A 14,457-nucleotide genomic window follows, 5' to 3' on the forward strand; every position below is an offset into this window, starting at 1 on the left:
AAGGATGGCATGATGCACGAATCATTCGAGGGGGTGCCCGGTGCGGTGCTGGATCGACGGGGCTTCCTTGGCGTTGCCGGAGCATCAGGCGCGGTAACGATGCTGCCAGGTACGGCGCAGGCGGTGGAGCAGGACAATCGCCTGTCCCTTCCTGACGAAGGCTGGCGTCTCTGGCTCGATCGCGAGGCGCGGTTCGAAAACGATCGGATCGTGTTGCCTTCACAAGTAGATCTCACCAGCCTGCCGATCAATCTACCGACCGGCGGATGGAGCGTGTTGGACACCGCGCCTGCCGTCACCGTCACCCTGCCGACGACGGTGGAGGAGCACGTCTGGGGCAAGCTGGGCGAGCGGCCCTACACCGATGATGAATATCGCTACGCCAACGACGATGCCGTACCGCAGAATGGTGCGTACCGCGGAGTTTCGTGGTGGACGAAGGACTTCGACGCGCCCGTTTCATTCGCTGGACGGCGCACGCTGTTGCACATTCGCGGGGCGCGACTGCGGGCCGAGGTGTTCTTGAACGGCAAACTGGTCGGCTACTCGATCATGGCCGAGCTACCGATCGTCTGCGACCTGACCGCCGCGATGCGCCCCGGCGCGCGCAACCGGCTGGCGATCCGCATCACCAACCCAGGCGGCCGCTACGACTGGCGCGATTCCACCACAATGACCTGGGGCGCGGTGAAGCTGTTCCGCTCGCACGGGTTCGGCGGGATCGACCGCGACGTGCATATCACCAGCCACCCTCTGGATGCGCATATCGCCGATGCCTGGGTTCTCAACACGCCCGATCCGCATGTAGTGACTGCACATATGGAAGTGGCCTGCCGCGACCCGGCGCTGGCGGGCCGGCTTGGCAAGCAGGCGAAGGCCGTTCTGCTCAATGCCAGGGGCGAACGGGTGTCGGCGAAAGTGACGCTGGAGGATGCTCGGGTGGACGGCGACACTGCGCACGTGCGCCTGCGCGTCGAAGCGCGCGGCGCGCCGCTGTGGGACATCGACACGCCGGTGCTCCATACCTTGCGCCTTTTGTCCGGCAAGGACGTGCGGGAGGTACGCTTCGGCTTCCGCTGGTTCGCGCCCGAGGGGCTGGGCAGCGATGCCATGCTGCGGCTGAACGGGCGGCGCATCAAGCTCTACTCGGCGATTTCTTGGGGATACTGGGGTTTCAACGGCCTCTGGCCTCGCCCCGAACTGGCGACGAAGGAAGTCGGTGCGGCCAAGGCGCTTGGGCTCAACTGCCTGCATTTCCATCGTAACGTCGGCAAACGCGAGGTGCTGGACCGTCAGGACGAGATGGGCCTGCTGCGAGTAATGGAGCCCGGCGGGGGGCGCTTCGCCATTGCCGGCTATGGAAAGAACGGCGAACTCTCTGATGCCGACCGCTTTGCGCGTGACTATCAGGTAGAGAAGTGCGTGGCGATGGTGCGCGCCTTCCGCTCGCACCCCTCGCTGGTGCAATACACGCTGCAGAACGAAGTGGGCGCGGACTTGGCCAATCCCGATGTGCAGGCGGTGCTGCTGGCCATGCACCGGGCAGATCCGAGCCGCACGGTGATCCTCAACGATGGCTTCGTCCAGCGTGGCGCGTCCCAAGCGATGTACGTGCCGTATAGTGACAAATACTACCGCTCGGACGAAGTCGAGTGGGGTGGCTGGTGGGACAACCACCAAGGCGCGGGCGACCAGTGGTACGACGCGTTCTACAAGCACCCTGACGATTACATTCATCGCCAGACCGGCAAACCCTTCATCGTCGAGTTCGGCGAAATGGAGGGTTGCGCCGTAGCCGACGATCACGCCGCCATGGTCAAAATGATCCGCAAGGGCGGGGGGCGCTCCTACGACCTGGCCGATCATGCGGTGATCCTCACGAATACAGAAGCGTTCCTCGACCGCTGGGGTTTCCGTAGGGCCTTCCCCACTGCGCAGCACCTGTTCCTCTCGATCGGCGCCAAGTGCTACGACGCCTGGGCCAACTACATGGAGAACATCCGCATTGGCGACGAGGTGGACGTGGCAGCGATCAGCGGATGGGAGACCACCGCAATCGAGAACCACTCCGGCATCGTCGACAACCTGCGCGGCTTCAAGGCCGACCCGGCGTCGGTCCGCGCCAGCCTGCTGCCGGTGCGCCCCGTCGCCAAGCAGCGCAAGCTGGTCTATGCGACCGGAGAAAACGCGGTGCTCGACCTGTTCCTGGTCAACGATACCGGTCGGTCGATGAGCGGCGAACTGGCGCTGTCCCTTCGCGATCCGCGGGGCAAGGTGGTTGACGTCGGGCGCTATCCCGCCGCTGCTACCGCGCCGGATCGGTTCAGCCAGTTGGTCGCCCGCGAAGTCGCGACACCGGCGCTGGCGCGAGAGGGGGAGTGGCAAGTGCGCCTGGCATTCTCCGGCGCGCCTGATGCCACCTTCACCCGCAGCCTGTGGGTAACGGGGCTGCCGGTGCAAATCGCTTCTGGCCGCCGCATTGCCGTCTCGGGTATCGCTCGCAGCCTGCGCGCGCAGCTTGATGCCTTGCCGGGCCTGAAGCTGGAAGAGTTTCGGCCAGGGCAGCACTATGATCTGGTCATCGCATCAGGTCTCAAGGCGGACGAGATCGCCCGCCGTCAGATCGGCGAGCAGACTGGCCTCGAAGCTCAGCCCAAAAAGGGCGAGAAGCCCAAACTGGTTCTCGGCGAACTGTCACCGGACGTTCTCGCCACCGTACGTTCAGGCGTGCCGCTGCTGGCGCTGGTGCCGGAGGATGGCTTGTCCGAAGGCGTCGCCCGACAACTGGCGGGACTCGGCCTGCTGAAATTCAAGGGTACTGTGGGCGACATCCGCGCACCGTGGATGGGCAACTGGAACTACCTGCGTGCGCACCCGCTGTTCGCCGGCATCCCGGCGGACCGGGCAGCGGGGATTTTCCACCAGATCGACGGCCGCCTTTCAAACGGGCTGCTGGTAGACGGGCCGGGCGTCGAGATCGTCGCGGGCTACAGCCGCGATCACGATCGGCACAATGGCGCCGCCACGCTGGTCGCCGCGAACCGGGGAATGCGCGCGGTGCTGCACCGGATGCCGGACATGGTGGCGCCGCTGCAGCGCAGATTTCTCGCCAACGCCATTGAGTGGCTGTCAGTACGGGAGAAGACTTCGTGAACCATCGACTGATCTGCGCGGTCCTTGCCGCATCCACCCTGCTGAACGCGCCGGCGCTGGCCCTCACCGTCCACGTCGATCCGGCGAAGGCTGGCGCGTTCCGCACTGTTCAGTCCGCCGTCGATGCCATCGCGATCGAGGGCGGGACGATCCGCATCGCGCCCGGAACCTACCGGGAGAAACTGACCGTCAGCGCCGCCAATGTGACGCTCGCGGGCACCGGCAAGCGGCCGGAAGACGTCGTCCTCATCTACGGCGATTCCGCCATGACTGCGGGCGGCACCTTCAAGTCCGCGACGCTCACCGTCACCGGCGCCTCCTTCACGATGCGCAACCTGACGGTGGCCAATGACTGGTGGCTCGATGCTGCGCACCCGCCTTCACAGGCGGTGGCCGTTTCGCTGACGGGCGATGCGGCGGTGGTCTCGAACGTGCGGATGCTCGGCCATCAGGATACACTGTTCGTCAACAACGGGCAGGGTGACAAGGCCACCCGAGCCTATTTCGAGAACTGCTACATCGCCGGCCACGTCGATTTCGTGTTCGGCAATGCCAAGGCCTTCTTTCGCAAGTGCCAGCTTCACGGCGAGGCGCACGAGTCCGTCATGTATACCGCCCAGAGCCGGAACGCCCCCGACGAGGACAGCGCCTTCGTATTCGAGGACTGCCGCCTCACCGCCGACCCGGCGGCGCGCAACGTCTCGCTCGGTCGGCCTTGGCGCGATTACGCTTCCGTCGTGTTCCTGACCCCTGTGATCGAGACGCCGTTGGCGCCGGGCGCCTTTACCGAATGGACGCCAGGCAAGACCAACAAGCTGCCGACCACTCGCTACGCGCTAAGCGGTCCGACAGGCCCCGGCGCCAAAGGGCTCACGCTGACGAAGGAAGCTGCTTGGCTGGACGCCGCTGCCGCGAAGGCATGGCGCTTGGGAGTCTTCTTCGGCGGCGATACCGGTTGGATTGCCCGGGGCCTACGCCGCTGAAGCCTGACGGGGTGGACCGCTCCCGGCGGCATCGATCTGCCATAACGGAGATGTTGAACATCAGTTGAAGGAGGCTTTCGTGTCAGAGCCTACCACAATCGGCGAAGGTTTGCATTGAACAAGCTCGATCTGCAAAGGCCTTTGGGCGTAACTAACCTGGGGCGGCTAAGCGCACGAACGCGGAAGTGCGCCAAGGCGTCAGGACATCTTTTTACGATTTCTTGCTCTGGAAATCATGGATCTAGCCGCCCATGCCGATAAGGCGCCGCTTTGCTCCCTTTGAGGCTTGCTGCATGGTCAGGAGCACCAAAAGCCAACTCGTAAGGCGGCTACCGGCGATCACAATCCCTCGAAGGTAGATGCCCGCAAGGTCGTCGATGCGATCTTCAAAACGATCGGCAATGCCGCTGCCAAGGGCGATGAGGCTTCGCTCAACGGCTTTTCAGGACCACGTTCCCAGCCTCATTGATGGTCAGCCGTACAAGACATTGAAGCGCCATCTTGCGAGCCACGGTCTGACGCCGGACACATACCGGGAGCGCTATGGCTTGCCTGCCACCTATCCAATGGAGGCACCACATTTGCCGCACGTTGCAGCGAGATTGCTGAGCAAATCGGGTCTTGGTAGCCGCAACGCTACTGGGACCGGCAGCACTACCGAAGTGTCCGCTGAGGCCATTTCCGAGGCGCAGACCGAGCCTCAGGATGTTGTCGCTGGTGTGGCGGCCGTCGCTAAGGCGAAGTCGAGCGGCAACTCTAAAAGCAAGCCAGCAAAGAAGGTGACCTCTAACTCGGCAACAGCGCAGACACCAAGCGCTACCATTGCGGCACCAGACGATGCAGCTACGACAAAGCCCAAGGACGCAAAGCCGGCGCGGTTCAAGAAGGCGCCTGTAAAGGCGGGCGTGAGCGAAAAGCCTGGTACCGCAAAGCCGGAGGCGCACGCGGAGGCCGATGAAGGCCAAACTGTTGTCGCCAACGAGGCGGCGAAACCGGCCACCAAGCGACGTGGCAAGCTTGGTCTTTTCAAGGGCGGAGATAAGCCGCTACGGCAGTGAATACTGATGTACCTGAAGGCAAGGCCGCAGCACCAGGTGACAAAGTCAAAGCTGACGGCAAGGCGCCTCGAGGCAAGCGGATGGCCCGAACGGTAAAAGACGCCACATCACCTTCGAAGCCGACCGACAATGCCGAATAGTTGTTACTATCTGAGGGTTGTCGTCGGGGCGGCCCTCTCATTTGCCGGAAAAATCCGTTGAAAACGGGCCAGCTTGCCGTAGCCGGATTTGGGACTTTTACGACTGTCCGCTTCGAAGCGAAAATCAGAGGATGTGGACACTCAGGCCCATTCAGCCAGTTGCGGGGGCGGGCAGTCCTCGTCGTCCGGCGCTAGGGACCGGACCGCAAAAACGGCCTAGATGAGGGCGGGCAAGAGCTCACCCGGTGTCGTCACGGCGGCGAGGACGATCCACCTACTTTCTTTGTAACGTGCCACCCTTACGCGCCGAAGCGTGTCCAAGGGGGCATCACTCTTGTAGCACACACAAGCCTTTCGGACGAATTTCTTCTTTTGCTTCCCGAACCCTGGGCGTGATGGACGACGGCTTCGGGTCAGGGCATATCCCGACCATGGATCAGATCTCGCTCGTTCGCTTCAACGCCATTGCTGGCTATGCCCGCAATCCTGCGGTTCAACTGCTGGGCGACGAGCTTTGTCATTTCGAGCTCGACGCAGGCCGCATCGTCGGGATGATGCTGCGTGATCGAACGGACGGCGATTTCACCGGGATCGTCTTTGCGCCCGACAGGAAGCTGCGCTTTCGCTATGTTACGCAGACCATCTTCAACGAGGACCCCCAGGCAGCTTTTGCGGCTTTCGCCCAAGCCATGCAGGAAGCTGCCGACGCGCCCCCAGAGGAGCACTACCAGGACGAGGACGAGGACGACGGCGAGCCAGTCGACTTCTTCACGCCTGTTTACGAAGCAGACCGCCTGCATCCCGATTTTGTGCAACTGATCAGCGAGGAGGCCAACTCGCCGGCACGCGGTATCATCGAGAAAATGATGCGCTGGTACGAGGACGTCGACGGCAACTTCATTGAGCAGTTCCAGACAACCGGCTTCGACCAGCGCATCTGGGAGCTGTACCTGTTCGCAACGCTGGTGGAACTCGGGTACGTGTTCGATCGGGAGCAACCGATGCCGGATTTCGTGTGCAAGGGCCTTGTTGGAGGCTTTTCGCTCGAGGCGGTAACAGTCGCTCCGACTCGGAAGGGGGCGGTTATCGTCCCCCCACCACCGCGCGACACCCCGAAAGAAGAGCTCGCCTTCGTCGCACAGTACATGCCGATCAAGTTCGGCAGTGCGCTCTATTCCAAGCTCTGCAAAAGATACTGGGAGAAACCACAGGTCGCCGGGCGTCCCTTTGTCCTGGCTGTAGCCGATTTTTCGTCACCCGACGCGATGTACAATTCGGCCCCGTCTCTCGAACGTTATCTGTTCGGTTACTGGCATGAAGGCGTAGTGGACGAAAATGGCACGCTCACCATCGTTCCCCACAAGATCGAGCAGCACGCCTTTGGTGGCAAGACAATACCCTCGGGCTTTTTTCGAATCGCCGACGCGGCAAATGTGAGCGCGGTTGTCTCAAGTCCGGCTGGAGACCTATCGAAGTTCAACCGCATGGGTGTGCTCGCAGGTTTCGGCTCTGGCCACGTCGCCTTGATCCGCGAAGGGAACCTGCCCGACCCCGATCCGAACGCGACCGCGCCTTTGCGCTTCCAGGCGCTTGTCAATGCACCGGACTATGTCGAAAGCTGGGTCGAGAGCATGAATGTCTATCACAATCCGGGCGCAGTCCACCGCTTGGATCCAGCACTCATGCCGGGGGCGGCTCATCATGACTGTTGGCAGGATGGCCAGGTCACAAGTTTGCTTCCAGAGATGCATCCGTTCGGAACCTCGACCGCGGCTGAGACCCAAGTGGATGTGGCTTCGATCGTGGAGGAATGGGGAGATGGTGCCGTGAAGATCTGGTCGGATGATAAGTGGCTGAGGTGGTCCGAGTTCCTGAAGTCCCGCGAGACCATTGGTCAGGGCACCTGATCGTAAGGGCCAACGCATCCCCGAACTCTGAGGTGGCAAGGATTGAGAGACGTAAGGCTGATCGGGTCCGCGCTTACCCTGGTCCAGGAAGGCTGTGCCCCTGTTCACCCAGCAGCACATAAAATTACAATGCTAAAGACGCGCGGGAGACTATCCCGCTCGCGGAACAAAGGATGCAATGACGAACCAAAGATGAAGCCAAGTGCGTGCAGGAGATCATCGGCTCACGCATTGTCGATGTTGTGCGCCGGGCTCCAGAGTGGGGCCGACGCGAACTGGAAACCAAGGACGCACCCGCGCGTGAACGGGCGGAAGAAACCACTGCATTAATGATTGCGGAAGCTCTGCGGCACGTCGATCTGACTGCTAGGGCGATCGGCTGACACCGCCGCTACGGAACCGCTGGCGCGCTAACCCACTTTTTCCGGTAAACAATGGATCCCTGGTCATTATCCATCCGCGCTGACCAGCGGAGGTCGCGGAGTTCTGCCGAAGCGATTCTCAATGAAGCGGGCCTGGCGTTCGTCGGTGGCAACGACGAAGTATCGCGCGGCGCCGACCGTCTGCTGGTTGACCTGTTGCACCAGATGGGCAGGCGGCATCCTTTGCAACTCCAGAAGCTTCTCCGGTTGCCAGGCTCCGATCATAAGGTGGTCTGGTGATATCGGTAGGGCCACATGTCCGCCATCGATCCTGAGGCCATTGGTACGAACGAGCGGATCGTCGCTCAACAGCAGATTGGGCCGCATCCCGCCAGTGAACAGAACGGCCCAGTGCATCTTGTGCAGGAAGGCGATGATGTTCGAGTTCAGAATGAGGTTGGGAATGACGTCGAAAGTGCGGGTTTCAGCATAATCTTCGCCGAAGCCAGCGACGAAGTCCTCGAAGCAGGGCGGATCATTGCTGGCCCTTACAGCGTCGTAGCGCTGCTCCAGATCGCCGAGTACGGCACCGAGTTGGCGTTTGCCTCCCTCGATCAAGGCTTCAAAATACGCCGGGTTGCGGTGGAGCAGAGCAAAGATAAAGATGCACCAGATCTCGAGGCTCTCACGATGCAAAGTGCGCCGTTCGGCAATGAGCAGGGTGTCGAGGGCCTTGGCGGCCAGATTGTCCAGTGCGCTGAAGAACCCGGCCTCGAGTGCTTGTGCCGCGACCGGGTCGGTTCTCGGGGATCGATAGAGGTTTCTCTCGAAACCAATCTGGCTGGGAAAGACACGTTTGCGGTGAATTTTGCCTGGCACCGGTGCGGTGAAACCCATCACCTGCCCGTTGTCGTCTGCCCAGCGCTTGAGCAGAAATTCGGGAATGTAGTGATGTCTTGAAGGTGGGTTTGGCGAGGGTGCGGCAGACATTGGATTAAGTGAGCCGCACGATGGCGGGGTGTCCACTGCCCCGCGAGCGCGTTCCACAGATGCGTGCCGATCTACAAACCAGCCGCCGCCATTAGCGCTTCTCTTTGGAATAGCCGGCTTTCAGGTCTTCAATTATGCGATCAACCGTCTCGATCAACCGTCTCGATGCACCATCGAGCAAAGCTTCGCGTTTCGCCCGAGGTGATCGAGCATTTCGAATCCAGAGGCCCCGGTTGGCAGTCACGGATCAATGCAGCCCTGCAGGACTGGGAGGCAGCACGCTATGGCCGATTTGCGCCCTGACTGCCGGAATGCTGGACGGACCGCACCTGGGCGTCGGATTTTAGCCGCTGAACGGCGACAAAGGGCCGGTTTGACGGAAAGCGCCCAACTCCGTCATCTGAAGCAGCAAGTGCCGATCCTGAAAGCTGCCGCGGGCGCTGTTTAGCCTCTGTGGCACTCGGCCAGGTATCCAAATGGCGCTTCGGGGCGGCACGATCCACAGACCGCCATCCACCTCGCAACTGATCGCGACATTCAGCTACAAGGTCGATCTATAGTTCATCGTCGGTACGGCACATGCTGTATTTAGCGGATTGAGAATCCTGCCAATTGCATCTCGCGGGGCAGTGCGCGGCGCGCACAGACCTTCGGCTTCCCTAGAAACTGCGTCATAATGGCACATTATCTCCACTGGTGATAATCGATCTTGCAGCATTCCCGGTGGGCCTCTAGCTAGGTTTGGCGATGGTAGCTCACACTGAACCCGTCAGAAGCTGGGGCGAGAACAAGCCCTGTGAGAGGATTGTCCTCTCAACCATGACCTGTGTCTCGAGGGGGGGGCGGCGAGCCGCGCCCGTCCGGGACCGGACGCGGCATGCCCGAGGTAAAAACGCTCCGGAACATAGCTCCTACCTGTGCCGACGGGCGCCGATCAGTTGGATCGGTGTGGCCGAACAAGGAGCGCCAAATGAGCAACAAAGACCCTCGCACGCAGCGGCACCAGCCGCCCGCCCCATCGAAATGGCTCCTTCTTGCGAAGGTAGTTATCGCGGTTGGACGGGTGGTTTCCTTTCTGGCGCTTTTATCAAAGCATCACGAATAGGCGGTGACCTCGGGACAGCCCGCGTACCTGAGAGAAATGATATGACGAAACGACCTACAATTAATGAAGCACTGCGATTGCTTCGTTTGTATTGTCGGTACTCGCAAGCGGAGATGGCTGCTAAGCTCGGGGTTGCACAATCCTTGGTTTCGGACATCGAGAACGCCAACAAGTCCGTAAGTATGGACCTTTTGGCGGCTTACAGCGAGGCAATGGGCATTAAAATGTCTCAACTTCTCTTCTTTGCCGAAGAAATAGAAGGACAACCTATTGCACGGCGAGGACAGCTAATCATAGCTGAGAAGGTTTTGCAGCTTCTTGAAAAACTTCGTCCGGCTGAACGTGACAAAGCCTAAGCGCCCTCGTTACGAACGTTACGAGTTAGCGGATTCTCCGTGGACAAAAAAGCTTACGCAACGAGACCTTGCGGTTCTGCTCGGTACGACCAAAGACCGACTTGAGGCGCTGGTTCGCGACCATGAAAATTATGTTCACCGCCGTGACGAAGATATCAAGGGAAAGCTTCGCAAACTGGCTATTCCCAGGGGGAAGCTGCGCGCCGTTCACGAGAGGTTGAAGGGGCATCTCAACAAAATCAAGCAACCGCCGTACCTATATAGTCCAAGAAAGGGCCGTGGACAGCGCGACAACGCATTTCTTCATGCTTCAAGCGTTCAGGTGCTGAAGGTAGATATTCGCCAGTTCTATCCCCAAACAACCGTAGAGGACATCTGGCGCTGGGCCCATTACACCGTAGGGATGAGAGAGGATGTTGCAGGGCTTTTCGCGAAGCTCGTGGCTATCGACCGCAAAATGCCATTCGGGTCACCAATAAGTCCCGTCCTTACGTCGTTAATCCACCGGCCTATGTTCGACCGCGTGTATCAGCTGGTGAGGGAAGCCGGATTTGAAATGTCACTTTACGTCGACGATCTTACAATATCCGGCCAAGGAATAACTGGCGAGTTTTTAGCCGCTGTCCGTTCTGAAATCCGTTCCGGTGGCTTCAACACCCATAAGATCGCGTTCCTTGAGGCAGCGCGTCCCGTTGTAATCACGGGTGTTCCAATTGCTGGAAAGAGAGTTTTAGCACCAACCGCACTACATCAGCGCCTCCGCCGATCCTACGCTGATCTTAAATCGGCAGGATCGGACAAAGAGCGCGCTGAAGTAATAGATCAAATCTTGAGCGCTTTAGGAACCTACCGCCATTTTGTCGGCGCTAGCAGCGATGAAGGCCGAAAAGCCGCCAACCGGATGCATGCGTTGAAGCAAAGACGCCGGAACCTCTCAATTGAACTTGTGACAATGCCAACCGTCGACTTTGTGCCTAACGCGACGCTGTCCCCAGCAGCGCCGGGTGTACCTTGGGCATAATATGCCAACAAAGCGGCCATGCCTTAGCTGTTCGGCGAACTGTAAATTAGGTCCAGCACAAGCGTTAATTGCTATTCGAAAGGCGAACGGCCGCATGACTCTTATTCCATCCGAGACCTGCCGGTCGGCAAACGACCCGTCCAAGGCATCCAGAATGGGAAAGGAGACAGACCGCACCTGGGGACGCAAAATCGGCGGCTGAACGGCCACTAAGGGTCGAGGCTGTGTAAAAACGCGGTGTCGGGGTGCCTTTCACATGGCGATAGCGACGAGGCAGGATGGGGCGATCAGGCGCGGATCGCCTGGATCAGCATGGGGACGCCCAGCATCTGGATCAGGCGCTTCATGTTGTAGGCAAGGACACTGAGGCTCATCTCGGTTCGGACGTTTTTCAGCGTTTTGGTGAGGAAGGGCGTACGGCCCATCCAGGCCTTGAGCGTACCGAAGACATGCTCGACAATTTGTCGTCGCAAGCCCATGGCGTCAGGTAGCCGATCAAGGCGCTGCTGCATGCTGTCGAGCACCGCCTCATGGACCCACCGCTTTACGCGCTTCACTTTCTCCGGCGTGCAGCGCGGCCGCAGATCGCAGCTGTGGCAAGCAGACAGATGGCGATACTGGTCGATCTCGCCCTGTTGGTAGGAACGGATCTTGCCTTTGGTCAGATGGGCGCCAGCCGGACAGGTATAGTGATCATGGGTCGCATCGTAGATGAAGTCCGGCTTCGTGAAGTGACCGTGCTTTGCTCGGCCGGTGGTATCGACCTTCGGGACGCACGGCAGCACGCCGGTGCCTTCGCACTCCAGCACCTGAGCGCCGTTGTAATAGCCACGATTCGCCAGCACGGTCAGTTGATCTGATCCAATGGCGTCCAGCGCCGCCCGTCTCATCGGCGCCAGCTGGGTGCGGTCATGCCCATCGTTTAGCACTTCGTGCGCGACGATGAGGTGATGCTCGGTATCGACCGCAGCCTGCACATTATAGCCGACCATGCCGGTGCCACGACCCGAGGTCGCCATGGACCGCGCGTCCGGATCGGTGAGGGATACCTGATTGTCAGGGGCAGCTTCCACCTGCGATGCCATATCCTTCAGATACTGCATCTGACCCCGCAGTCCGGCAATCTTTTCCCGGATTTTGTCGGTCCGCACCTCAGGCACGTCGCTGTCTTCGCGATCGGCGCGGTCCAAGGCGACCAGATAGCGGTCAATGCTTGCCTCGACCTGCTCGATACGCTTGGCCGCCTTATGCGCGGTGAAGTTGCGATCCCGATTGTTCACCGCTTTGAACTTGCTGCCGTCCACTGCCACCATGGCACCACCGAACAGGCCCATGCCGCGGCAGAGCATCACGAATGGTTTTGAAGTCGGGCGCCAGCCGGCCCGTCAGCCACATCAACTCGATATTGCGGCTCGCTTCCTTCTCAAGGCGGCGGCTCGACTGAACGCTGTTGAGATAGCCATAAAGGTAGATCTTGAGCATCGTCGATGGGTGATAGGCCGGACGTCCTGTCGAAGCCGGCTCCATGCCAGCAAAGCTGAGAGCTGTCAGATCCAGCTCATCTATGAAGGCCTCGACTACCCGTACCGGGGTGTCCTCGGCGACATAATCATCCAGCGATGCAGGCAGCAAACTGGCTTGCCGGCGGTCTTCCCCTTCGACGAAACGGCCCATGACCAAGTCTCCCGAGACGCCAGAAAACCCTATCACCCAAAGGCGTTTTTACACAGCCTCGGTCGGGAACTGCCGAAAGCTAACCGACGGGATTTGGGCATCCGAAATCGCCGATTGAGCATCGACAAACGTTCACCGGTTACTGAAAGTCGCTGCCTTGCTTAACTCTCAGCCAATCCCCGCTAGCGCCAACAGTGCGGTGGTGGAGGGATCGAACTGCGTGCCGCCCGCCTCGATCTGCTTGGCGATCTCCTTGCCCAGCTCGACGCCGAACTGGTCGAATGGGTTGATGCCCAGCAGCACCGCGTTGGCGAACGTGCGGTGTTCATGGAACGCCACCAGCGCGCCGAAGGTCGCGGGCGTAAGGTCGTCCACGAGGATCGTCGCGGAGGGACGGTCGCCCGGATAGGCGCGCGCGGGATCGTCGCTGTGCTTGCCCGCCATCAGCGCCGCGCCCTGTGCAAAGCAGTTCGACAGCAGGATGCGGTGATGATCCTCGGCCAGATCGTCACCGGGAGCGATGGAGGCGATGAAGTCTACCGGCACCAGATTGGTGCCCTGATGCAGCAGCTGGAACACGGCGTGCTGCGCATCGGTGCCGACGCCGCCCCAGGTGATCGGCGCGGTCGGGCCGTCCACCGGCTGGCCGTCGAACGTCACCTGCTTGCCGTTGGATTCCATCTCCAGCTGCTGGAGATAGTCGGGCAGCAACGCAAGGCGTTCGTCATAGGCGAACACGGCGCGGGTCTGGCAGCCGCGCAGGCGCGTGTAATACTGATCGGCAAAGGCGGCGCGCAGCGGCAGGTTGGCAAGACCGTCAGCGTCGCGGAAATGCTCGTCCATCGCGGCTGCGCCATCCAGGAACTCGGCGAAGTCCGGCCAGCCCAGCGCCATCGCCACCGGGAACCCGATCGACGACCACAGCGAGTAACGCCCGCCCACGCTTTCGGAGAACGGCAGGATGCGGGTTTCGTCCACGCCCCATTCGACCGCCTTGGCCGGAGCCGCGGTCAGCGCCACCACGCGGCCATAAGGATCCTCGACGCCGTTCTCGCGCAGCCAGATCAGCACGCTGTCGGCGTTGGTCATCGTCTCGATGGTGGTGAAGGTCTTGGATGCGACCGCCAGCATGGTGGTGGCCGGGGCGCACTTTGCGAACGCCTGCTCCAGCGCGCAACCGTCGATGTTCGAGACGACGTGCACGTCCACCATCGATCCCTGCCGCGCCAGTGCATCGATCGCCAGTGCCGGACCAAGCGCGGAGCCGCCGATGCCGACGTGGATCAGGTGCTTCACCTCGCCCATGGCACCGCGGTGAATCGCCTCGACGATGGCGGCCATACGATGGTGGTTCTCCGCCGCCGTGCGCACGCTCTCTTCGTTGCCGACGCCGCGCTGCGCGGTATGCTCTGCCGCGCGCCCTTCCGTCGGGTTGACGATGTCGCCCGCGAACAGGGCGGCGCGGCGACCGTCAAAGTCCTGCGCTGTTGCCAGTTCCTCGAACGCGGCGACATGAGCGGCGTCCAGATGCGTCTTCGACCAGTCGAACAGGATGCCGGTGGAGCTTTCCTCCTCACCCAGACCAAAGCGCGTCGCAAACGTGTCGAGACGTCCGGAATCGGCATCGAAGAGCTGCTTCAAGCACGGCTTGTCGAGGCCCTGCAACTTGTTCCACACCGCTTCGCTCATTGTCGTCCCTTTTGACTTA

Annotated in this window: 10 protein-coding genes and 2 pseudogenes; 9 read left to right on the top strand and 3 right to left on the bottom strand. The window is 60.9% G+C overall.

The annotated features are described in order from the left end of the window. Positions 1-9 precede the first annotated feature (9 nt). The 6 genes and pseudogenes from GGR40_RS16535 to GGR40_RS16555 all read left to right on the top strand — a co-directional run bounded on the left by GGR40_RS16535 (position 10) and on the right by GGR40_RS16555 (position 7,624). Positions 10-3,153, top strand: coding sequence for a sugar-binding domain-containing protein (locus GGR40_RS16535; RefSeq protein ID WP_429277351.1), 3,144 nt, complete (start codon positions 10-12; stop codon positions 3,151-3,153). Continuing rightward, complete coding sequence (locus GGR40_RS16540; protein WP_429277352.1) at positions 3,150-4,136, top strand: pectinesterase family protein; 987 nt, start codon at positions 3,150-3,152, stop codon at positions 4,134-4,136. The genes GGR40_RS16535 and GGR40_RS16540 overlap by 4 nt, the downstream gene beginning before the upstream one ends. Before the next feature lie 289 nt (positions 4,137-4,425). Continuing rightward, positions 4,426-4,578: pseudogene (locus GGR40_RS22120) on the top strand (HU family DNA-binding protein); the annotation flags it as partial. Further along, positions 4,556-5,194: a MucR family transcriptional regulator gene (locus GGR40_RS16545; RefSeq protein WP_429277353.1), complete on the top strand. Its 639-nt coding sequence runs from the start codon at positions 4,556-4,558 to the stop codon at positions 5,192-5,194. The pseudogene GGR40_RS22120 and the gene GGR40_RS16545, both read left to right, overlap by 23 nt. A gap of 535 nt (positions 5,195-5,729) precedes the next feature. Next, positions 5,730-7,241 (top strand): hypothetical protein, encoded by a 1,512-nt coding sequence (locus GGR40_RS16550; RefSeq protein WP_429277354.1) that lies wholly within the window; start codon positions 5,730-5,732, stop codon positions 7,239-7,241. A gap of 206 nt (positions 7,242-7,447) precedes the next feature. Further along, on the top strand, positions 7,448-7,624 hold the full coding sequence (locus tag GGR40_RS16555; protein WP_429277355.1) for a hypothetical protein: 177 nt from the start codon (positions 7,448-7,450) through the stop codon (positions 7,622-7,624). Between the two features lie 66 nt (positions 7,625-7,690). Here GGR40_RS16555 and GGR40_RS16560 read toward each other — a convergent pair whose 3' ends face one another. Further along, positions 7,691-8,593 (bottom strand): DUF4238 domain-containing protein, encoded by a 903-nt coding sequence (locus GGR40_RS16560; RefSeq protein WP_429277356.1) that lies wholly within the window; start codon positions 8,591-8,593, stop codon positions 7,691-7,693. A 63-nt stretch (positions 8,594-8,656) separates the two neighbouring features. Between GGR40_RS16560 and GGR40_RS16565 the strand changes: the two genes are divergently transcribed. The 3 genes from GGR40_RS16565 to GGR40_RS16575 all read left to right on the top strand — a co-directional run bounded on the left by GGR40_RS16565 (position 8,657) and on the right by GGR40_RS16575 (position 11,075). Next, complete coding sequence (locus GGR40_RS16565) at positions 8,657-8,896, top strand: BrnA antitoxin family protein (RefSeq protein ID WP_429277357.1); 240 nt, start codon at positions 8,657-8,659, stop codon at positions 8,894-8,896. 645 nt (positions 8,897-9,541) lie between these two features. Next, positions 9,542-10,054 carry a helix-turn-helix domain-containing protein gene (locus tag GGR40_RS16570; RefSeq protein ID WP_429277358.1) on the top strand — a complete coding sequence of 171 codons (513 nt, stop codon included), beginning with the start codon at positions 9,542-9,544 and terminating at the stop codon, positions 10,052-10,054. Further along, complete coding sequence (locus GGR40_RS16575) at positions 10,017-11,075, top strand: reverse transcriptase family protein (protein ID WP_429277359.1); 1,059 nt, start codon at positions 10,017-10,019, stop codon at positions 11,073-11,075. Before GGR40_RS16570 ends, GGR40_RS16575 begins: the two co-directional genes overlap by 38 nt. A gap of 287 nt (positions 11,076-11,362) precedes the next feature. On the opposite strand, the pseudogene GGR40_RS16580 reads toward GGR40_RS16575, so the two are convergent. Both GGR40_RS16580 and pgi read right to left on the bottom strand, forming a co-directional pair. Continuing rightward, positions 11,363-12,749: pseudogene (locus tag GGR40_RS16580) on the bottom strand (IS1182 family transposase). 168 nt (positions 12,750-12,917) lie between these two features. Further along, complete coding sequence (pgi, locus tag GGR40_RS16585) at positions 12,918-14,438, bottom strand: glucose-6-phosphate isomerase (protein WP_429277360.1); 1,521 nt, start codon at positions 14,436-14,438, stop codon at positions 12,918-12,920. Positions 14,439-14,457 lie beyond the last annotated feature (19 nt).

It is taken from the genome of Novosphingobium gossypii (genome assembly GCF_050433305.1).
Lineage (GTDB): Bacteria > Pseudomonadota > Alphaproteobacteria > Sphingomonadales > Sphingomonadaceae > Novosphingobium > Novosphingobium gossypii.

Coding starts and splice junctions, on each gene's coding strand:
- GGR40_RS16550 (WP_429277354.1), top strand. CDS start 5,730: ATGGACGACGGCTTCGGGTCAGGGCATATCCCGACCATGGATCAGATC.
- pgi (WP_429277360.1), bottom strand. CDS start 14,438: ATGAGCGAAGCGGTGTGGAACAAGTTGCAGGGCCTCGACAAGCCGTGC.
- GGR40_RS16545 (WP_429277353.1), top strand. CDS start 4,556: ATGAGGCTTCGCTCAACGGCTTTTCAGGACCACGTTCCCAGCCTCATT.
- GGR40_RS16535 (WP_429277351.1), top strand. CDS start 10: ATGATGCACGAATCATTCGAGGGGGTGCCCGGTGCGGTGCTGGATCGA.
- GGR40_RS16560 (WP_429277356.1), bottom strand. CDS start 8,593: ATGTCTGCCGCACCCTCGCCAAACCCACCTTCAAGACATCACTACATT.